This is a genomic window from Sporosarcina sp. 179-K 3D1 HS, assembly GCF_047228905.1.
Classification (GTDB): Bacteria; Bacillota; Bacilli; order Bacillales_A; family Planococcaceae; genus Sporosarcina.
The window spans coordinates 175971-196988 of record NZ_JBFEGI010000006.1 but is presented as its reverse complement, the minus strand read 5'-3'; the positions used below and the strand labels follow the sequence as shown (position 1 = coordinate 196988).

The following is a 21018-nucleotide window of genomic DNA, read 5'->3' as shown; positions in this document are numbered from 1 at the left end:
ATGTTTATCGTGGTTGAAAACATTTTATCACAGGGGATGGAAAAGGCCTTTTCCTATTTACACAATTATATGGACTTAATCTTTAACCATGCCGGCGCGCTCATAATTTCCATCAACCGCCCATAAGTTTGCTTGAGTGCTCATAATTTTGAAAAATCGTCCATAACTTTAGATAGGCGATCATAACTTCCGGAATTCGCTCATATTTCGCTTGCACCGCCCATAAGTCGCCTGCATCCGCTCATAATCCTACAGCCATCATCCCGAGTTAAGCTTCCCAAGCTCTGCCGCCACCAACTCCAAGTCCTGCACCAACAAAGGATACAGATTCGGTCGTCGCCTGGCCGCAAGCGGATGATAGGCGGCAGTCGTCCGATAGCCCCGAACATCATACCAGCTGCCTCTTAACCGCTTTACCTCCGCGTCAAGGTTTTGGAAAAAGGTCTGAACGGCCACGTTTCCAAGGCAAAGAACGAGCCGCGGTTGTTGTTTTTCCATTTGCTGTGTCAAGTGGCGACTACAGATGTGCCGAACCTTTTCTTTATCGTACGCGCGGATAGGCTTCCTCTTTAACACGTATGTGACGTATAAGGAATCCTTTGTCAATCCTGCTTCATAAGCTGCTTGTTGAAGAGTCTGCCGTGTACCGCAAATCATCGGCTCTCCTTCCCGGTTTTCCCGTGCGCCGGGATTATCAAGAATGGCCATGATTGGAGCCTCGGGATTTCCTTCTCCCCAGACCATGCGCGTACCATGTTCAAATAAACCACATTCTTGGCAATTTTTTTCGGATTCGGGTGGCAGTTCTTCCAGCCAGATTTCAGGGCAGAATAAATTCATTGGCTCACGCTCCTTCTATACTTATCATACCCAAAACGACTTTTTTAAAAGGACTGTAAGAGTGAAAGCATAAAATACCGTTCTTTGGCAGGAGAAAATGCGGGTTGAATTCATAAAAAGGGACAATATAAAGGTTGTAAGCGGATTTAGCGATTCGCTTAACAATAAAAAATGGAGTGTGTTCAATGCGGGATAATAATCAGGATCGTCAGCGCCAAGATCGTCAGGAACGTCAAAATCGCAACAACGACCAAAATCGTAACCGGGAATTGGATAACTTGGAATTTGGTCAGGACTTTTTGGATGACATCCCACAACGCGATAATAACCAAAATCGCAACGACAACAACAATCGTAACGAAAACAACAATCGAAACGAAAGGCGCAACCGATAAGTGAGAATGAAATCCTGTATGACCATCTGGTGATACAGGATTTCATTTTTTTTCTATTTGTAACGACTCAGTTGTTATCCCCATTATACTGTTCCCTGATCTGTTGTTTCACTAATCAAATTCAGATTGGTTACTCCCTATGGAATTAGAATCTTTCTTATATTAGTAATTTCCCTAATGGAAGGATTGTTGAATATTCTCTAGAATAGGGGGTATAGGTAGTAAAAGTCTATTTAACTATTAATTGATTATATTTAAATAATAATTTGAAGGAGCGTGTCGTGACGAATGAAAAAAAAGTTCGGTTTGAATTATTTTAAACCCATTGAACGATACTCCGGCAACTGGTCAGTGCTCGAGGAAAAGAGCCGGGACTGGGAAAATATGTACCGACAGCGCTGGTCGCATGATAAGGTTGTCCGTACGACACACGGAGTTAACTGTACAGGATCCTGCAGTTGGAAGGTTTTTGTGAAGAACGGAATCATTACATGGGAAAACCAGCAAATCGATTACCCTTCATGCGGGCCGGATATGCCGGAGTTCGAACCACGTGGATGTCCGCGCGGGGCTTCGTTCTCTTGGTATGAGTATAGCCCTTTACGCGTGAAATACCCGTACATACGAGGGAAACTATGGCGGATGTGGACCCAAGCAGTCACGGAACTTAAGGATCCGGTGAAGGCTTGGGCAAGCATCGTGGAAAATCCCGAAAAAATAGCCGAATATAAGAAAGCCCGCGGCAAGGGCGGTCATGTCCGTGTTGACTGGCGGGATGCAACTGTGCTTATTTCCGCACAGCTAATTTACACGATCCAGAAATATGGACCTGACCGGATTGCAGGATTTACGCCGATTCCTGCCATGTCCATGGTCAGCTATGCCTCCGGGGCCCGCTTTCTCAGTTTGCTTGGCGGGGAAATGCTCAGTTTCTATGATTGGTATGCGGATTTGCCGCCGTCCTCTCCGCAGATTTGGGGAGAACAGACAGATGTACCGGAATCCAGTGACTGGTTCAACGCAGGCTACTTGATCATGTGGGGATCAAACGTTCCGCTCACAAGGACTCCGGATGCCCACTTCATGACGGAAGTTCGCTACAAAGGGACAAAAGTCGTTTCAGTCGCTCCGGATTATGCAGAGAGTGTCGTCCATGCCGACGACTGGATCGGCGCGGAACCGGGGACGGATGCCGCCGTAGCCCAGGCAATGACTCATGTAATCTTAAACGAGTTCTATGAACAACGCCAAGAACCGATGTTTTTGAATTATGCAAAGCAATATACGGATATGCCGTTCCTGATCATGCTGGATGATTTTGAGGAAGGAGCCTTCAAGGCGGGCCGTTTCCTGCGTGCCAGCGACCTGGGCAGCCAAGCGGCGAATGGAGAATGGAAGCCGGTCATTTTTGAGGTGGCAAAAGACGAGATCATCGTCCCGAACGGCACAATGGGACAGCGCTGGGAAAATGATGTGAAATGGAATCTGATATTGGAAAATGAAGATGGGTCACGCATCGAACCCGCATTGTCGCTTGTGGACCATGGAGCAGAGTGGAAAGAGATCGCTTTCCCATATTTCGATAATACTGAAAACGGCACTTTCAGACGGCCGATACCCGTCAAGAAAGTCGTCCTGAAAGACGGGACGGCAAAATGGGTCACAACTGTCCATGATCTGATGTTGAGCCAATATGGCATCAGGCGGATCGGTAGCGACTTGGAAGCAAAGGGCTATGATGATCCGGATTCGTTCTATACACCGGCATGGCAACAGAAAATTACGGGCGTCAAACCGGAGTTGGTAACGCAGATCGCCCGTGAATTCGCCCAGAATTCCCTCGACACAGGAGGGCGCTCCATGATTATCATGGGGGCTGGCATCAACCACTGGTTCAACAGCGATACGATCTACCGCTCCATCCTCAACCTCGTAACGCTCACCGCTTCACAAGGAGTGAACGGCGGGGGTTGGGCGCATTATGTCGGACAGGAGAAATGCCGTCCCATCGAGGGATGGAGTACGGTCGCTTTCGCAAGGGACTGGCAAGCTCCGCCACGTCTCCAGAATGCAACATCTTTCTTCTACTTCGCGACAGACCAATGGAAGTATGAAGAGATGGGGATCCAGCCACTCATGTCGCCGATGGGTGGAAAGGCGCGGTATGAACATCCGGCTGATTATAACATTCTCGCCGCGAGACTCGGTTGGCTTCCATCTTACCCGCAGTTCAATAAGAACAGCTTGCTGTTCGCCGAAGAGGCAGCGAAAACAGGAGCTGTGACAACGGAAGAAATTGTCCAGCATACGGTTGAAAAGCTGAAATCAGGAGAAGTCCGTTTTGCGTGCGAAGATCCGGGGGCTCCCGAGAATTTCCCGCGCACGATGTTCGTCTGGCGTTCCAATCTTGTGTCGAGTTCCGCCAAAGGACAGGAATATTTCATGAAACATCTTTTCGGAGCTTCGGACGGCTTACTCGCTACGCCAAATGACGACATGAAGCCCGATGAGATGGTGTGGCGCGAAGATGTGGAAGGGAAGCTCGATCTTCTGGTCGCCTTGGATTTCCGGATGACCGCTACACCGTTGTATGCAGATATCGTTTTGCCCGCGGCCACTTGGTATGAAAAAGTCGATTTGTCCTCTACAGATATGCACCCATTCGTCAATCCGTTCAACCCGGCAGTCGATCCGCTGTGGGAGTCGCGATCCGACTGGGATATTTATCGGACAATTGCTCAAACATTTTCCGAAATGGCAAAAACGCATTTGCCGGGTATCTATAAGGATCTCGTCACGACGCCTCTTGCCCATGATTCTTCGCAGGAAATCGCACAGCCTTACGGTGAAGTGAAAGACTGGAAGAAGGGCGAAGTGGAGGCGATCCCCGGAAAAACGATGCCGGGCATGACCATCGTCGAACGGGATTATACGAAAGTGTACGATAAATACATCTCATTAGGACCACTCCTATCCACAGGGAAAGTGGGGGCGCACGGCGTCAGCTTCCCGGTCGCGGAAGAGTATGAAATGCTGAAGAGCATCAACGGGGTCTACTTTGACGAATCCATCAAAAACGGCCTTCCGAAATTGAATACGGCAAAACAAGTGGCAGAGACGATCTTGACGCTTTCTTCCGCAACGAACGGCCGGGTTTCCCAAAGGGCGTTTGAAGCGGCCGAGGATCAGACAGGTGTTGAACTGAAAGACATTTCAGCAGACCGTGCGGCGGAGCGTTTCACTTTTGCCGCCATAACGGCACAGCCGAGGGAAGTCATTCCGACGCCGGTCTTCAGCGGGTCAAATAAACTGGGACGACGCTATTCGCCATTCACGACAAATATTGAACGCCTTGTACCCTTCCGGACATTGACAGGAAGACAGCATTTTTATATCGATCACGAGTTATTCCTTGATTTCGGAGAGGCGCTGCCCGTCTATAAACCGACCTTGCCTCCTATGGTTTTCGGTCCACGGGATAAGCAGATTATCGGCGGTCAGGATTCCTTGGTGCTGCGCTATTTGACGCCGCATGGAAAATGGAATATCCACTCGACGTATCAGGACAACCAGCATATGCTCACGTTGTTCCGTGGAGGACCGACCGTCTGGATTTCCAGGGAGGATGCAGAGGAGCACGACATCGACGACAACCAGTGGGTGGAAGTGTACAACCGCAACGGCGTCGTGACAGCACGAGCGGTCGTCAGCCATCGGATGCCGAAAGGGACGATGTTCATGTACCATGCCCAAGACAAGCATATCCAAGTTCCGGGCTCTGAAATTACGGAGCAGCGCGGGGGGAGCCATAATGCACCAACCCGCATTCACATGAAACCGACGCAAATGGTCGGAGGTTACGCGCAGCTGAGTTACGGATTCAATTATTATGGGCCGATTGGAAATCAGCGTGATGAGTACGTGGCGGTCCGTAAGATGAAGGAGGTCAACTGGCTTGAAAATTAAAGCGCAAGTTGCAATGGTGATGAATCTGGACAAATGTATCGGGTGCCATACTTGTAGTGTGACGTGCAAGACGACATGGACGAACCGCGAAGGCGCGGAATATATGTGGTTCAATAACGTGGAGACGAAACCGGGGATCGGCTATCCGAAACGATGGGAAGACCAGGAGCTGTACAAAGGCGGCTGGCATGTGAAAAACGGCAAGCTGGAATTGAAGTCAGGCTCCAAGCTCTCCAAAATCGCGCTCGGGAAAATTTTCTACAATCCGGATATGCCGGAAATGAAAGACTTTTATGAACCGTGGACATACGATTATGAAAAACTGACAATGGCAGGCGATAGCGAACATACGCCAGTCGCACGGGCAAAATCGATCGTCAGCGGGGAATATATGGACCCGGAATGGGGGCCGAACTGGGAAGACCAGCTAGCCGGTGGACATATTACAGGACCGACCGATCCGAACATCGAAAAGATTGAAGAAGAAATCAAGTTTAACTTTGAACAGGCCTTCATGATGTATTTGCCAAGGCTATGCGAACATTGCTTGAATCCTAGTTGCGTAGCTTCTTGCCCGGCTGGGGCTATCTACAAGCGTGATGAAGACGGGATTGTCCTCGTCGACCAGGAATCATGCCGGGGCTGGCGCTATTGCACAACCGGCTGCCCTTATAAGAAAGTCTATTTCAATTGGAAAACGAATAAAGCTGAAAAATGTACCTTCTGTTTCCCGCGCATCGAATCCGGGTTGCCGACAGTCTGCTCGGAAACATGCACAGGCCGGATCCGTTACCTAGGCGTTTTGTTATACGACGCTGATCGTGTGTTGGAAGCGGCGTCAACCCCGGATCCGACCGACCTATATGAAGCGCAATGCGACTTGTTCTTGGATCCGTATGATCCCGACGTGATTGAGCAGGCAAGGAAAGACGGCATTACGGAAGAATGGATCGAGGCTGCCCAGAACTCGCCGGTCTATAAGCTGGCCATCGAGTATCGGCTAGCCTTCCCGCTCCATCCGGAATATCGGACGCTTCCTATGGTTTGGTATGTGCCGCCGCTGAGTCCGATCATGAATTACTTCGAAGGGAAAGACTCCATCAACAATCCGGACGCCATTTTCCCTGCCATCGAAGAGATGCGGATTCCGATCCAATACCTTGCGAATATGCTGACGGCAGGAGATGTGGAGACAGTGAAAGGCGGATTGCAACGGATGGCAATGATGCGCTCCTATATGCGGGCCATTTCATCAGGCAAGGAATTCGATGAATCGAGGCTGGAACGTGTCGGACTGACAGCCCATCAGACAAAACAGATGTATCGTCTATTGGCAATCGGCAAATATGAAGACCGGTTCGTCATCCCGACTTCCCATAAGGAAGGGCATATGAATGCCTACCGTTCCCAAGGCTCTGCAGGTTTTGATGGAATGGGCGATTACAGTATGGGCACGACACCTAGCCAGTTTAGCTACTCCGTCATGGGGTCGGATGGAAACTGTGATGGCTGTGGTCCGGTCAACCCGATGAAAACGGGGAAAGAGATTTATGAAGAAAACTTCTACGGGGGGATTTGGCGTGATTGATCTCAACCGGTTATATGAAGTGAAGCAAGCTGCCGGATTTTTTGCCAACCAGTTGACATACCCTGGGAAAACCACCTTTCATCCATCGGTTCTGGAAGGGTCCTTTGACTCTTCCGATCCGTTCTATGAGGATGTCACGACGTACTGGCGACTCATGCATGACTATAGCTTGGATGAAATACAGGAACTGTACACATATACATTCGATTTTCAAAAAGAGACCACGTTATTCATGACGTATATCAAATACGGTGACTCCAAAGAGCGCGGACAGATGTTGGCCCGGTTGAAAGTCCTGTATGAAATGTTCGGGCTCAACATGCCGGATGGCGAGCTGTCCGACTTCCTTCCACTCATGTGCGAGTTCATTTATGCGGCGGAATGGAGGGGCGATCCAAGGGCTCCGCAAAGCTTCTCTTTGCTGCTCGCCGTCATTGAAGACGGTTCCTACTATTTGATGAAGGCACTTGAAAAATTCGAGAGTCCGTACTTCTATTTGATCAGAGGAATGAGAGAAACGTTTAAAACCTGTATTCGACAGGAGGCGCCTGCAAATGAGTGAACAGTTTCTATGGGTCATCTTCCCTTATGTCTGTATGGCAGTATTTATCGTCGGTCATATTTTCCGTTATCGGAATGACCAATTTGGATGGACCGCCAAGTCGAGTGAGTTTATTGAAAAAAAGCAATTGATGATCGGGAGTCTCCTGTTCCACCTAGGGATCATTCCGGTCATTTTGGGCCATGTTGCCGGCTTGGGCATACCGAAAACGTGGACCCGGGCGATGGGCATCAGCGATCATATGTATCATATGGGAGCTGTCTGGGGCGGCGGCTTTTTTGGAGTAGTGACATTGATCGGGATGATCATTTTAACATCGAGGAGAATTACGAATAAAAGTGTTCGGCAATTATCTTCCGCCTCCGATATGATTGTCAATATGCTGCTTCTTTTCATCGTCTTCATCGGGGTTTATAGCTCCCTGGTGACCAATAATCTGAATCCGGGATTTGATTATAGGGATTCGATTTCGGTCTGGTTCCGCTCGCTTCTAATCTTTCAACCGGAGTCTGCCTATATGACCGTTGTCCCGCTCGCATTCAAACTGCATATTTTATCCGGATTTTTAATATTTGCCATGTGGCCTTTCACCAGGCTTGTCCACGTATGGAGTGTTCCTTTGAATTATGTGGGCAGAAGCTATATCCTTTATAGAAAGAATAGTCCGAATTGAGCCGGGAAGAGGTCCTTCCTTAACCCGCATGGGGAGTAATCGAAATGAATGGACAGAAGGATTTTAATTACCAACAGGAAATTGAGATGTTGCGTGAGTTGTTCAAGTTTGACTTTATCGGGTTGGCGCTCATCCAGTCGGCCGACCAACGTTTTGAGCATAAATGGAAGTACGTATCAGGCAATCTAAGCGACCGCTATAAACGGATTGTTCTGCAATCGGGAAAAGGGGTTGCCGGAAATGTTATCAAAACCGGAAAACCGACTCTTGTGGAAGATGTTGGAATGAATTTCTCGGCCGACGAACTGTTTAATTATCCAATTGTTGTGGTGGAAAAGCTAAGCAGTTTTGGAGCCATTCCGCTTTTCAAAAATAACCGTGTGCAAGGTGTCCTATTGGTAGCGTATCGGGAAGGCCGCCAGTTGACTCCGCAAAAATTCAAGGAATTCAGGGAAGCGGTCGGTCCCCGGTTCGGACCGTATTATAATAAGGAGATGGTGAAGCTTTGATACGTATGGAAGATTTTCAATTGACAGATTTGCTGTTGAAAATGTACGACAACGCCTCAGAAGCCATCTTCTTTTTTAATCGGGAAGGGCAAGTCTTGACGATGAATGAGTCCGCATGTTTGATAGTGGAACCCGATGTCATCCATCAAATGATTGCCGGCAATCGAAATGCGATTTGTTTGACGTGCAAAGGGTATACGAGCGAGCAGGAACTTCTCACATGCGAAGGTTGTTATATGTCGCATCCCCAAGAAAATATAAGCTCTTTCCAGGTGTATTTGGATACGAAAGGGAAAGGCATTATACCGTATACTGCCAGTTTCCAGACGATTGATGAGAATAAGGGGATCCGGGTGCTCATGCTTCGCGACTTGACGAAGCAATTCAAAACCCAAGAGTCATTGAACGAGAAAATCATGGTGAAACGAATTATCAAAGCACAGGAAGACGAGCGGAAGCGGATTTCCCGGGAGCTCCATGATAGCGTCGCCCAAGAGATGCTCAGCTCATTAGTCGATATCCGCCTGTTGAAGTATATGAATATCGAAGGCGAAGCGTTGGAAAAGGTCAAGCAGACGGAAGTCGAACTGATGCGGTTATTGGATGACATCCGCCATCTTTCCGTCGAGCTGCGACCAGCCACTTTGGACGATCTTGGGTTGGAGGCCGCCTTCCGCACCCACTTCAAGTGGATTGAGAAAAACTATGGACTGGTCGTCCATTTTACGGCCGAATTGGACTCGAAACGGTATGAAGGGGAAATTGAAACGGTCGTCTACCGGGTATGCCAAGAAGCGATTTTAAATGCGTTGAAATATGCAGAAACCGATGACGTGACAATCCGTTTATTTGAAAACGACAATATATTGATCCTTCACGTCATTGATGAAGGAATCGGCTTTCACGTGGATCATCCGGACGCCAAAGGGACCGGGCTCGGGCTGTATGGAATGAAAGAACGGGCCGAGCTCGTCAACGGACAATTGACAATCCTTTCCGAACCGGGAAAAGGAACCGTCGTCCAATTGGAGATTCCGTTAGCCAAAGGGGGAACATCGAATGAAAATCATCATAGCGGATGATCATGCTGTCGTTCGTAGCGGCTTCATGCACATCTTGAACTTCCAGGAAGATATGGAAGTGGTTGCGACTGCGGCGGATGGTCTGGAAGCGTACGATCAGGTCGCCTTGCACCGGCCGGATGTCTTGTTGATGGATCTGAGCATGCCACCAGGGCAAAGTGGGTTGATTGCCACGGGGAGGATCAAGGAAGATTTCCCGGAGACGCAAATACTCATCTTGACGATGCACGATGATGAGGAATACTTATTTCACGTCTTGAAAAACGGGGCTTCCGGCTATGTGCTGAAAAACTCGCCCGATGAGGAGCTGCTTGCTGCCATTCGCACCGTTCATGCAGGCGGGACATACATCCATCCGGCGATGGAAAGTTCGCTCGTCCGGGAATTTCTCGAAAAGGATATGGACGGTGTCGAAACCGATCCTTATAAGATCTTGTCGAAGCGGGAAATTGAAATTTTGCCGTTGGTGGCGCGGGGCTACGGCAACAAGGAGATTGCGGAGAAGTTGTTTATTTCCGTCAAGACGGTGGAAGCGCATAAAGCGAAGATCATGGAGAAATTGCAGTTGAAAGGAAGGCCGGAGCTCGTTGAATATGCCTTGAAAAAGAAGTTGTTGAACTTCTGAAGGAGGATTTTCCATGGTGTCCAATCAAACATTCAAATTCGAACTGCCAGCACTGCGTGTCCTTGAAAATGAACATCAGTATCTGTCTTATCTAATGGATGGCTGGCACTCGATCGTTCTCGGATTCGAACGGGATATTTACACACTTGAAGAGGGCCGGGAAGCGTTAGGGACGCTTCGGAAACTCATCGTGGAGTTCATCGAGCCGTTCAAAAATCACACTGAAAAAGAAGAGGAGTTCCTGTTTCCGATGCTGGCCCGCTATGTAGGGGATGATCAAGGCCCGGTGGCAGCGACGGAAGAAGAACATGAGGAAATCGATGCGTATATCGGCCATTTCCTGCATCATACCCTCGGCGACTTGAAGCAACTGACGTTGGAAGAGATGAAAGAAGTGGTCCGGGATGCGGGGGAAGCATTTGAAGTGATCACCATCCATTTTCACAAAGAGGAATCCATCCTCTATCCAATGGTCAATACGGTTTTACGAAAAGAAGAACAGGATCGCTTATTCAAGGATTTGTATACTCCTATTGTATGAAATTGGGTTTCTACTAGCCTAGTAAAGGGAAATCAAAGAAGCAATGAATCGAATGCTTCATTCAAAATTTCAGGATGGGAATGATTTGAATGATCAGGAAAGTGCAATTGCCTCTACAAACAGCAAACTTGGTCGTCGGTTTCATGGTTTGGGTATTGATTTCGTCCTTATTGCCTTTCATCCGGGAAGATATTTCGATCCCCGCAGAGCGGTTAGCCATTGTCACGGCGATCCCGGTCGTCCTCGGATCGATCTTACGGATTCCGCTCGGTTATTATGCCAATATTTTCGGAGCGCGGGTCATCTTTCTTGTCAGCTTCATCCTGCTCCTTTTCCCGGTGTACTACATAAGTGAGACGTCTTCGGTCGCTGGCCTGATCATTGGCGGTACGTTCCTCGGAATTGGGGGTGCCGTTTTTTCCGTCGGGGTCACTTCACTTCCGAAATATTACCCGAAAGAGAAGCATGGACTGGTCAATGGGATTTACGGGATGGGGAATGTCGGAACGGCCATTTCCACCTTTGCCGCTCCTGTGTTGGCCATGAAATTCGGCTGGTCGACGACAGTCAAGCTGTATTTGATTTTGTTGCTCGTCTTTGCCGCACTGAATTTCCTGTTCGGTGACCGTAAAGAAACAAAGGTGAAAACACCGATCATCGATCAAATCAAAGGGGTTTATAAAAACGAGAAGCTGTGGTTCTTCTCCTTGTTCTATTTCCTCACGTTTGGTTCGTTCGTTGCTTTCACGGTCTTTTTGCCGAACTTCCTCGTGACGTATTTCGACTTGGAGAAAGTGGACGCGGGGATGCGGACAGCGGGTTTCATCGCCGTTGCGACGTTCATCCGACCGATCGGCGGCTGGCTTGCTGATAAGTTCCAGCCGTTGTTCCTGCTGATGGGCGTGTTCATAGGATTCACTTTTGCCGCGATCATACTGGCCTTCTCGCCATCCATCGGGCTATATACGGTAGGCAGTATGATCATCGCGGTTTGTGCAGGTATCGGAAATGGTGTCATCTTCAAGCTCGTTCCATTTTATTTCAATAAACAGGCGGGGATAGCAAACGGGATTGTTTCGATGATGGGGGGACTTGGCGGTTTCTTTCCTCCGCTGCTCCTTTCGGTCATCCATTCCATCACCGGTTCCTATTCGATCGGTTTCATGGCTTTTTCGCAAGTAGCCTTGGCCAGCTTCGTCTTGGTCGTCTGGCTCTACTATATGAATCGTTTGACGTTGCAAAAAGAGGTGTTCAATTCGACTGCGCAAGGGATTCTTGTGACAGATGTCACTGGCCAGATCAAAGCGGTCAATCCGGCCTTCACCCGATTGACCGGCTTTACGGAAGAGGAGGCGCTCGGCAAAAACCCGAATATGCTTAGTTCAGGCAGGCAATCGCCGGATTACTATAAAGATATGTGGGATTTGCTAGGCGACGAGGGGAGATGGCAAGGCCAATTATGGAATAAACGCAAAGATGGCAAAGAGTACTTGGAATTGCTAACCATCGCAGCCGTGAAAGATGACTCGGGAGATACGGTCCGGTACGTCGGGACATTCAGCGACATTACACCGCGCAGCGAAGAGGGCAGTCGATCGGAATGATCGGTTGTCCTTGCAGTGTTTTAAAACTATTAAGAAGATACATGACTTGGGGGCAGCAATCTTACATCGGATTTCCGCTCCAGGCGGACGCTTTCCGCGGGCGTTGCCTCAGCCTCCTCGTCGCTGCGCTCCTGCGGGGTCTTCGGCTAACGCTATTCCCGCAGGAGTCGCCGCCTTCCACTCCAATCCTAGAAATTACTTAGTAACTATGACTCTATTTCCGTTCAACACATGTTCTGTCTTAAGTTTGTATGTAAATAAAAGGTAGAACAACCTTTTGGAAGAAGGAGGGGAGAAGTTGGACCATCGTTATTCAAGGCAGACTTTATTCAAACCGATCGGCCATGCGGGGCAGGGGAAGTTGGTGAAGGCGCATGCTCTTATAATCGGTTGCGGTGCTCTCGGTTCGTCGATTGCGGAAACGCTCGTCCGCGCAGGAATCGGGAAGTTGACCATAGCCGACCGTGACTATGTGGAATCGACCAATTTGCAGAGGCAGCAACTATTCACGGAAAGCGATGCGGAGAGCGGCGTCCCGAAAGTCGTGGCGGCCGAAAAGCGGTTGCGGCAAATACGCGGCGATGTGGAGATTGTGACAGTGCTCGATCACATTGACGGGCCGATCTTGGAGCGATTGGCTACGGATGTCGATATACTATTGGATGCAACGGACAATTTCGAGACCCGCCTGTTACTGAATGATATGGCATGGAAGAAAGGGATTCCTTGGATATACGGAGCGTGTGTGGGAAGCACGGGTGTCGTTTTTCCGTTCATTCCTGGAAAATCTGCATGTTTCCGCTGTCTTCTGCCTGTCCTCCCTGCGGTGAATGAAACTTGTGATACAGCGGGTATCATCGCTCCGGCCGCCCAAATTGCAGCAGCCCATCAGAGCGCAGAGGCATTGAAGTGGCTGACAGGAAACGAAGCAGCCATGCGAAAGAAAGTCCTTCATTTCGATATTTGGAGTCATACATATGTGGAAGCGGGTATTTCCCGGATTCAAAATAAACAATGCGAAACATGTGGGGAAGCGCCTTCTTATCCCGCCCTCGAGCGGACGGAAGGGACGGGCTATGCCGTCCTATGTGGCCGGGATACGGTACAAATCGTTCCGTCGGAAGGTCGTTCCTTGTCGATTGCAGACGGGGAGCGAGTGGCTATCCGTCTAGGGGAACCTTATAAGAAAACACCGTTTTTCATCCAATTCCATGCAGACGGTTACCGTTGCGTGTTATTTGGGAACGGACGGTTGTTAATTCACGGCTTGCGGGATATGGGAGCGGGTCGGAAACTGTACCATCAATTATTTGGTTGACTAGGGGGAGTGATTCTTGTCACATTTAAAGATAGATCACAGAAAATTGTCGGTAAGTGTATTGACAATCAGTGATACACGGACGGCGGACAATGATAAGAGCGGAATGGTCATTCGCCGGATGTTGGAGGAAGCCGGCCATCAAGTTACGGATGCCCGGATTTGCCCGGATGATCCGCAACAGATAGAATCGTCCCTCGTGGACTGGTTCGGGACCCCTTCCATCGATGCCATCATTACAACGGGGGGCACGGGCATTAGCCATCGGGACGTCACCATTGAGACGATCACGCCTTATTTCACGAAAACGCTCGACGGTTTCGGAGAGTTGTTCCGTTTTTTAAGTTATACGGAGGATGTCGGTTCGAAAGCGCTGTTAAGCCGGGCGACCGCGGGGACGGTTCAAAACCAGGCCGTCTTCGTTTTGCCCGGTTCTTCCAAAGCGGTCGCCTTGGCGATGGAGAAATTGATCTTGCCGGAACTGCATCATATAGTGCATGAGTTGAAAAAGCACTTAGCGGAATGACCGTCGAAATTACATTTCACGCTGAAAATCGCCATTTTTGCCGCCTGTCTTTTTCAGCAGCATCGTAGGACCGATGATCATTTCTTTGCCCGCGGCTTTGCACATATCGTAGATGGTCAAAGCTGCGGCGGAGGCGGCCGTGAGGGCTTCCATTTCGACTCCGGTCATGCCTTTTGTTTTAACTTCCGCTTGAATCATTACTTCATAATGCCCCGCCTCTTCGTCGATTTTCCAATCAAAGCGCACATCGATGCCCGTCAAAGGAAGGGGATGGCACATCGGGATGATCGTTGCCGTATTTTTGGCAGCCATGATGGCCGCTACTTGGGCCACCGCGAAGACGTCGCCTTTTTTGTTCGTCCCCTCCGTGATTTGGGAGTGGATCGTTTCATTGACGATAATGGATGATTGGGCAACCGCGATGCGGGTCGTAATTGCCTTGTCCGAAACATCGACCATTTTGGCGCGGCCTTGTTCATTAAAATGGGTAAGTTGAGACATCGTATCGTGTCCTTTCTACTTATAGTTACGTTGATAGGTAAAGTATAACAGATGAAAGTGGGGGATTTGGGTGGTGGAATTGAGAAAGCCGATTCCCGTGGCGGATGCTGTATGCCTAGTTATGGAGAACGTGCGTCCGACCGGGACGGAGATGGTACAATTGGAAGATACATATGGCCGGGTCTTAGCGGAACCGATCATTGCGAAGCATGACGTCCCACCTTTTGACAGATCGCCCTTTGACGGTTTCGCCATTCGGGCCAAGGATACGGTGGGCGCTTCCGGGGATAACCGGGTGGCGTTCTCCGTCATCGGCGAAATCGGGGCTGGCCATGTCGGAGAACGGGAGCTTGATGAAAATGAAGCCTATCGCATCATGACAGGGGCGCAAATTCCGAAACGGGCGGATGCCGTTGTCATGCTGGAGCAGACCGTCGAACAAGGGGACAGCTTTACGATCCGTAAAGCGTTCACTGCGGGTGAAAATATTTCGTTTCGAGGCGAAGATGCGAAAGAAGGGGAGTTGCTGATCGAAGCAGGGACGCTCATCCACCCGGGAACGATTGCCCTCCTCGCTACATTCGGCTACGCCCAAGTGAAAGTGGGAAAACGGCCGGTCGCCGGAATTTTATCGACTGGGACTGAATTGCTATCCGTCACGGATGAGCTGGTGCCGGGGAAAATCCGCAATTCGAACGGCCCGATGGTGGAAGCCCAATTGAAACGGATGGGCATCGAATGCAAATCTTATGGTGCCATGGAAGATGATTTGGATGCCTGCACAGCCATCGTGGAACAGGCTCTCTCGGAAACGGATGTCCTGTTGACGACGGGCGGTGTGTCCGTCGGCGATTATGATTATTTGCCGGCCATCTATGAGCGGCTCGGTGCGAAAGTATTGTTCAACAAGGTGATGATGAGACCGGGCAGTGTGACGACAGTGGCGGCGTTGGGTGAGAAGCTGTTGTTCGGGCTGTCCGGCAATCCTTCCGCTTGCTTCACCGGATTCGAGTTGTTCGCGCGGCCGGCCATTCTCCGTATGATGGGAGGAACAGCCCCGTATATGCCGCGGATGAAGGCGAAGCTGGGGGAGGATTTTACGAAGCCTAACCCGTTCACCCGTTTCATCCGTGCAATTTGGGAGATGGCGCCGGAGGGGTTGGTTGCCGTTCCTGCCGGCTTCAATAAATCGAATGCCGTGTCGTCGATTGCGCGGGGAAATTGTCTTATCGTGCTGCCGAGCGGGACGAGGGGATACGAAAAAGGGATGGAAGTCGACATATTGTTGATTGGCGCCGAACAAGGCGTCCGTGAGTGGACTTTATGAGAACGCTCCATATTATCGGCTACAAGAATAGCGGAAAAACGACATTGATCGCCAGATGGATCGGCTTGTTGAAAGCGGAAGGCCGGTCGGTTGCCGTTTTGAAACATCACGGTCATGGCGGGATGCCTGCCATGCCGGATCGTAACACGGATACGATGCAGTTTTGGAACAACGGGGCAGACGCCACGGTTGTTGCCGGGGGCGGAGTTGTGCAACTGCTGTGGAACGAAGAGCCGGCATTCGACCAGTTGAAGGCTCTGTCCGCAGCGGGAAATCCGGACGTGCTGTTCATTGAAGGGTATAAGGATCAGCCTGGTGAGAAAATTGTACTTCTCCGGGAAGCGGAAGATTGGGACGCTCTTGGCAAACTGCTAGATATTCAGTTGGTGGTCGGATGTCGCGAGTTAGAGTTGAATTTCTCGCATATCGGTTCACGGGAGAGTACGGAAGAGCTGGACGATTGGCTATGGAAATGGCTAGCAAAGGAGGACGCAAATGAAGCCTTTTGAAATCGTGGAAAAGCCGATAGAGATTCAGAAATATGTTGACTATGTTCTGCATCCGTCGGCTGGCGCAGTGACGATCTTCACCGGAAACGTGCGGGAGTGGACGCGTGGCGTTCGCACGTTATACCTGTCCTACGAAGCATATGTGCCAATGGCGGAGAGGAAGATGGCGGAAATCGGGGCGGAGATGGAAGCGAAGTGGCCGGGCGTGAAAGTCGCGATTGTGCATCGGATCGGCGAGCTGCATATATCCGATATCGCTGTCCTCATCGCAGTCTCCTCCCCACATCGGAAAGCGGCATATGAAGCGAATGAATACGCGATAGACCGAATCAAGGAAATTGTCCCGATCTGGAAGAAGGAGATTTGGGAGGACGGAGAAGAATGGATTGGAGCGCAGAAAAAATATCCGGAGCAGGGGGTGCAGACGAATTGATCCAAGTGAATTATTTCGCAAGACTACGGGAGTTGGCAGGCAAAGGGGAAGAGACAATCGACCGGGAAACGATGACGGTTCAGGAACTGTTGGATTGGGCGGAAGAGACGTACCCAGGGTTTGGAGCGACCCCTGTCCATGTGGCGGTGAATGAGGAGTACGCTTTGAAAGAGGATACCATCAGATCAGGAGATGTGTGTGCATTCATACCCCCGGTGAGTGGCGGTTGACGAAGACAGTCGGTATCGTACTAGCCGGTGGATTATCCCGGCGTTTCGGCTCACCTAAAGCGTTCGCCGAACTGGACGGTCGGCCATTTTACCGGATTGCGATGGATGCGATGGCCGGACTTTGTGATGAAGTGGTCATCGTGACGCGGCCCGACTTGCTCCAAGAGTTCCCAGCTGCGGCGACTGTCATTGTGGATTTGGAAGAGTTCAAAGGGCTCGGTCCGCTTGCAGGGATTCTGTCGGCGATGGAATTTGTGGAAGCGGCCCGCTATGTCGTATTGCCTTGTGATATGCCTTATATCAATCGTCCGGTCATGGAGGGGTTGATTCGCCAGCACCGGTCTGGCGTGACAGCGGTCCGGACGGAAGATCGGTTTCACCCGCTCATCTCTATCTGGGAGCGGCATCTGAAAGGGATGTTACGAACCGCTCTCGCAGAACAACGGCTGCGTGTAATGGAGATCATGTCATCGGCCGGAGCGACATGGGTGGACGGCAATATGCTGGCTCATAACGAAAAGCGGGTATTCCGGAATGTGAATGACCCCGGTTTACTGGAAAGGGATTGAGGACAATGGAAGCCATCTTAGACAAGCTAGGTAGACCGATCCGGGATCTTCGGATTTCGGTGACGGACCGTTGTAATTTCCGCTGTTCCTACTGTATGCCGAAAGAGATTTTCGGCGATGACTATGTATTCCTGCCAAAGGATGAACTGCTCACATTTGAGGAAGTGGAGCGATTGGCCCGTCTCTTTGCATCGCTTGGGGTGAAAAAATTGCGCCTAACCGGCGGAGAACCTCTGTTGCGTCGGGGCTTGCCGGAACTGATAAGGAAATTGATGGACGTGCGGGGAATCGAGGATATAGGATTGACGACGAACGGTGTCCTGCTACGTCAACATGCCCGTGCCCTATATGATGCGGGACTGCGGCGCTTGAATATTAGTCTGGATGCGCTTGAACCTGATACCTTTGGTGAAATCAACGGCCGGGGCACCGGACCGGAATTGATACTATCCCATGTGGACTATGCGAAAGATATCGGATTTGATATCAAAGTGAATATGGTTGTCCAAAAAGGGGTTAATGAATCGGAAATTCTCCCGATGGCTGCTTTTTTCAAAGAGCGCGGGATTACACTTCGCTTTATCGAGTTCATGGACGTCGGAAATGACAACGCCTGGAGTTTCCGGAAAGTCGTCACGAAGAAAGAGATTTTTGATATACTGAATACGTCTTATGCTATGGAGCCGGTCGATGAAGATTATTACGGCGAGGTTGCGAAGCGCTATCGCTATAAGGATAACGGGTCGGAAGTAGGGTTTATCACGTCGGTATCGGAATCATTCTGTGCAACTTGCACCCGGGCCCGCTTGTCTTCCGATGGCAAGTTATATACTTGTTTATTCGCATCGGAGGGGTTTGATCTGCGGGAACTGGTCCGTAAAGGGCAATCGGATGAAGAGCTGCTAGAAGCGATCTCAGACGTGTGGAACCGCCGTACCGACCGATATTCCGACGAACGGACCGAACAAACGGCAAAAAACCGGAAGAAAATCGGCATGAGTTATATTGGTGGTTGACAAAATGTGTTGACCTGTCCGACCGGATTCTATATAATCTACTAAACTTATGGTTTCTGACAATTCCGACAAGAAGGAGAAGAAAGTGACCAAGACAACGTTGGAGCAATTATGTAATTTGTATACGGATCTACAAGCTGAAGATATTGGTATCCTGAAGAACATTGCCTCTACCTTGCAATTATATGCCGATTTGTCCGAAGCTTACATGTTCATTGATTGTAAGATGAAAGACAGTGAACATGCGATTGTAGTCGCGGAGGCGTTTCCCAAGTCGATGGATTCGGTCTATGAAAATTCAGTAGTGGGGAAAATTGTCTTTGACTCCTTTGAACCGGGCGTTTTTTACAGCTATCGAAAGGGACAAAAATCGGTCATCCGCCATGCAGTCACGCAAGAAGGCAAGTCCGTTGAACAGAGCGTCGTTCCCATTAAGAATGCATCGCATCAAGTGATCGGCGTGCTGATCCAAGAGAGGGAAGTCGACTCTCCGGCGGCCCACCATTATGATGTAAGGGGACTGCCAATCGGTCAAGAGCCGATCGATTATGTGATGGGCGGGAAAAGTAGTGAAATGCCGATTGTTTCTGATTTGTTGATGGAAATTTTCCTTCTGACGGATAATGAAAACCGGTTGATCTATGCGAATCCGGTAGGCGTCAAATTCGTGACGGAAATGAGCGGGACAGAAAAGATCCTGTATAAGAATCTCATTCACCTTATGCCTTTTGTCAAACCGATATATGAGCAAGAGGATGATGTTTTCGTTTTCGAACTGACATTGGACCAAAAAAATCTTATCGTCAAAAAAGTGAGGCTGCGGCAAAAAAACAAGACGAGGGGCACCTTGCTCATCATTCAGGACCTGACAGAGTTGCGCATGAAGGAAAAAGAACTGATGATGAAATCGGTAGCGATCCAGGAAGTGCATCATCGGGTAAAAAACAATTTACAGACGGTAGCCAGCTTGCTGAGGTTGCAAATGCGAAAAGGGGTTCCAGAAGAGAGTAAGCCTTATTTTGAAGATACATTAAATCGAATTTTTAGCATATCCTCTGTCTATGAAATCATTTTGGCGAATGAAAACTCGGAAGACGACGATGTAAATATAATCGAGCTGACCAAAAAAGTCTGTTCGGCCATGGTATTAAGCGGATTACCAAAAAAAGTGGACTTGATTATTCGCTCGAATGGCAATACAATATTAACATCGTCACGGAAAGCGGTTTCAATAGCTCTCATTGTAAATGAGCTTGTTCAAAATTCATTGAAGCATGCGTTTCCGGAAGATGTGTCGGGCGAAATTGTTGTCAACTTTTTCTCGATGAAGGATCGTTTGGAGCTCCATATTTTCGACAACGGCGTTGGAATCGGAGAGCAGAAGGCATCACTTGGTCTGGATATCGTGAACAATTTGGTCGTCAACGACTTGAATGGGGAGTTCAATTATGTGCCGGAAGAGATCGGAACACATGCTGTCATAACGTTTCCAGTAAGTCCGGAGGTTATTATTTACTATGAGAAAGAGAATATTGATAGCTGAAGATGAATCCCTCATCCGAATGGATATTCGGATGATGCTGGAGGACGCCGGTTACGAAGTAGTGGCGGAAGCAGGGGACGGGGATCGGGCGATTGAGCTTGCTTTCCAGCATAAACCTGATTTGATCCTGATGGATATTAAGATGCCGAAGATCAATGGATTACAGGCGAGCCAGATTATCGGAAAACAGTTGGACTTGCCCATTCTGATCATCACAGCATATAGCCAAAAGGAATTTATCGAAAAAGCTCAACTGGATAATGTCGTAGGCTATCTCGTCAAACCGATTGCGGAAGCGAATTTGATTCCTGCGATTGAAATTGCAATGCATCAGGCCGATAAGGCAAAGCGGCTGAACAAGGAAATCCAGACGGCTAAGCAAGAGGTTGAGAAACGAAAATTGATTGAACGGGCAAAAGGGATATTGATGGAAGCGGAACAGCTGACGGAGTCCGCCGCGTTCAAGAAAATGAGAGATACTAGCATGTCTCGGCAAATGACAATGGAGTCGCTAGCCAATGAGATCATTTCAACATACAAGTAAATATATACAAGCAAAGGCGCTTAAAGAAACTCTTCTTTAAGCGTTTTTTGTTTTGGAGAGGGGGATGACTTCAAAGATAGCGAACCGGTATTAGAAAAATAAAATTTTAAGGGGGAA

The 21018-nt window shown here is 49.3% G+C and carries 22 protein-coding genes; 20 read left to right on the top strand and 2 right to left on the bottom strand.

Annotated features, from left to right (window positions below; genetic code table 11):
* Positions 1-258: 258 nt before the first annotated feature.
* Positions 259-840, bottom strand: a complete 582-nt coding sequence (locus tag AB1K83_RS10400) for a uracil-DNA glycosylase (protein ID WP_413058125.1) — start codon at positions 838-840, stop codon at positions 259-261.
* A 185-nt stretch (positions 841-1025) separates the two neighbouring features.
* On the opposite strand from AB1K83_RS10400, the gene AB1K83_RS10395 reads away from it, so the two are divergent.
* The 12 genes from AB1K83_RS10395 to AB1K83_RS10340 all read left to right on the top strand — a co-directional run bounded on the left by AB1K83_RS10395 (position 1026) and on the right by AB1K83_RS10340 (position 14229).
* Positions 1026-1235, top strand: a complete 210-nt coding sequence (locus AB1K83_RS10395) for a hypothetical protein (RefSeq protein ID WP_413058124.1) — start codon at positions 1026-1028, stop codon at positions 1233-1235.
* A 288-nt stretch (positions 1236-1523) separates the two neighbouring features.
* Entirely contained in the window at positions 1524-5201 is a 3678-nt protein-coding gene (locus AB1K83_RS10390; protein ID WP_413058123.1) for a nitrate reductase subunit alpha, read from the top strand.
* Entirely contained in the window at positions 5191-6789 is a 1599-nt protein-coding gene (narH, locus tag AB1K83_RS10385) for a nitrate reductase subunit beta (RefSeq protein ID WP_413058122.1), read from the top strand. Before AB1K83_RS10390 ends, narH begins: the two co-directional genes overlap by 11 nt.
* Positions 6782-7351 carry a nitrate reductase molybdenum cofactor assembly chaperone gene (narJ, locus tag AB1K83_RS10380; protein ID WP_413058121.1) on the top strand — a complete coding sequence of 190 codons (570 nt, stop codon included), beginning with the start codon at positions 6782-6784 and terminating at the stop codon, positions 7349-7351. The genes narH and narJ overlap by 8 nt, the downstream gene beginning before the upstream one ends.
* On the top strand, positions 7344-8024 hold the full coding sequence (narI, locus tag AB1K83_RS10375; RefSeq protein ID WP_413058120.1) for a respiratory nitrate reductase subunit gamma: 681 nt from the start codon (positions 7344-7346) through the stop codon (positions 8022-8024). Before narJ ends, narI begins: the two co-directional genes overlap by 8 nt.
* 44 nt (positions 8025-8068) lie before the next feature.
* On the top strand, positions 8069-8533 hold the full coding sequence (locus AB1K83_RS10370; RefSeq protein WP_413058119.1) for a GAF domain-containing protein: 465 nt from the start codon (positions 8069-8071) through the stop codon (positions 8531-8533).
* Positions 8530-9615, top strand: a complete 1086-nt coding sequence (locus AB1K83_RS10365) for a sensor histidine kinase (protein WP_413058118.1) — start codon at positions 8530-8532, stop codon at positions 9613-9615. The genes AB1K83_RS10370 and AB1K83_RS10365 overlap by 4 nt, the downstream gene beginning before the upstream one ends.
* Positions 9593-10240, top strand: coding sequence for a response regulator (locus tag AB1K83_RS10360; protein WP_413058117.1), 648 nt, complete (start codon positions 9593-9595; stop codon positions 10238-10240). The genes AB1K83_RS10365 and AB1K83_RS10360 overlap by 23 nt, the downstream gene beginning before the upstream one ends.
* A 13-nt stretch (positions 10241-10253) precedes the next feature.
* A complete protein-coding gene (locus tag AB1K83_RS10355) occupies positions 10254-10781 on the top strand; it encodes a hemerythrin domain-containing protein (RefSeq protein ID WP_413058116.1) in 528 nt (175 codons plus the stop codon).
* A gap of 89 nt (positions 10782-10870) precedes the next feature.
* On the top strand, positions 10871-12385 hold the full coding sequence (locus AB1K83_RS10350; protein WP_413058115.1) for an MFS transporter: 1515 nt from the start codon (positions 10871-10873) through the stop codon (positions 12383-12385).
* A gap of 298 nt (positions 12386-12683) precedes the next feature.
* Positions 12684-13703 (top strand): ThiF family adenylyltransferase, encoded by a 1020-nt coding sequence (locus tag AB1K83_RS10345; protein ID WP_413058114.1) that lies wholly within the window; start codon positions 12684-12686, stop codon positions 13701-13703.
* A 16-nt stretch (positions 13704-13719) separates the two neighbouring features.
* On the top strand, positions 13720-14229 hold the full coding sequence (locus AB1K83_RS10340) for a MogA/MoaB family molybdenum cofactor biosynthesis protein (protein ID WP_413058113.1): 510 nt from the start codon (positions 13720-13722) through the stop codon (positions 14227-14229).
* Positions 14230-14238: 9 nt separating this feature from the next.
* Here the strand turns inward: AB1K83_RS10340 and moaC are convergent, their stop codons facing one another.
* A complete protein-coding gene (moaC, locus tag AB1K83_RS10335) occupies positions 14239-14730 on the bottom strand; it encodes a cyclic pyranopterin monophosphate synthase MoaC (RefSeq protein WP_413058112.1) in 492 nt (163 codons plus the stop codon).
* A gap of 70 nt (positions 14731-14800) precedes the next feature.
* Between moaC and glp the strand changes: the two genes are divergently transcribed.
* From glp to AB1K83_RS10295, 8 genes are all read left to right on the top strand, one after another.
* Positions 14801-16057: a gephyrin-like molybdotransferase Glp gene (glp, locus tag AB1K83_RS10330; protein WP_413058111.1), complete on the top strand. Its 1257-nt coding sequence runs from the start codon at positions 14801-14803 to the stop codon at positions 16055-16057.
* Entirely contained in the window at positions 16054-16566 is a 513-nt protein-coding gene (gene mobB, locus AB1K83_RS10325; RefSeq protein ID WP_413058132.1) for a molybdopterin-guanine dinucleotide biosynthesis protein B, read from the top strand. The genes glp and mobB overlap by 4 nt, the downstream gene beginning before the upstream one ends.
* Entirely contained in the window at positions 16553-16999 is a 447-nt protein-coding gene (locus AB1K83_RS10320; RefSeq protein WP_413058110.1) for a molybdenum cofactor biosynthesis protein MoaE, read from the top strand. Before mobB ends, AB1K83_RS10320 begins: the two co-directional genes overlap by 14 nt.
* The gene (moaD, locus tag AB1K83_RS10315; protein ID WP_413058109.1) at positions 16996-17229 is read left to right on the top strand and encodes a molybdopterin converting factor subunit 1; all 234 of its coding nucleotides are present in this window, start codon (positions 16996-16998) and stop codon (positions 17227-17229) included. The genes AB1K83_RS10320 and moaD overlap by 4 nt, the downstream gene beginning before the upstream one ends.
* Complete coding sequence (locus tag AB1K83_RS10310; protein WP_413058108.1) at positions 17226-17798, top strand: molybdenum cofactor guanylyltransferase; 573 nt, start codon at positions 17226-17228, stop codon at positions 17796-17798. The genes moaD and AB1K83_RS10310 overlap by 4 nt, the downstream gene beginning before the upstream one ends.
* 5 nt (positions 17799-17803) lie before the next feature.
* On the top strand, positions 17804-18814 hold the full coding sequence (moaA, locus tag AB1K83_RS10305) for a GTP 3',8-cyclase MoaA (protein ID WP_413058107.1): 1011 nt from the start codon (positions 17804-17806) through the stop codon (positions 18812-18814).
* Positions 18815-18899: 85 nt separating this feature from the next.
* On the top strand, positions 18900-20357 hold the full coding sequence (locus AB1K83_RS10300) for a sensor histidine kinase (protein WP_413058106.1): 1458 nt from the start codon (positions 18900-18902) through the stop codon (positions 20355-20357).
* Positions 20332-20901 carry an ANTAR domain-containing response regulator gene (locus tag AB1K83_RS10295; protein WP_413058105.1) on the top strand — a complete coding sequence of 190 codons (570 nt, stop codon included), beginning with the start codon at positions 20332-20334 and terminating at the stop codon, positions 20899-20901. The genes AB1K83_RS10300 and AB1K83_RS10295 overlap by 26 nt, the downstream gene beginning before the upstream one ends.
* Positions 20902-21018: the final 117 nt, after the last annotated feature.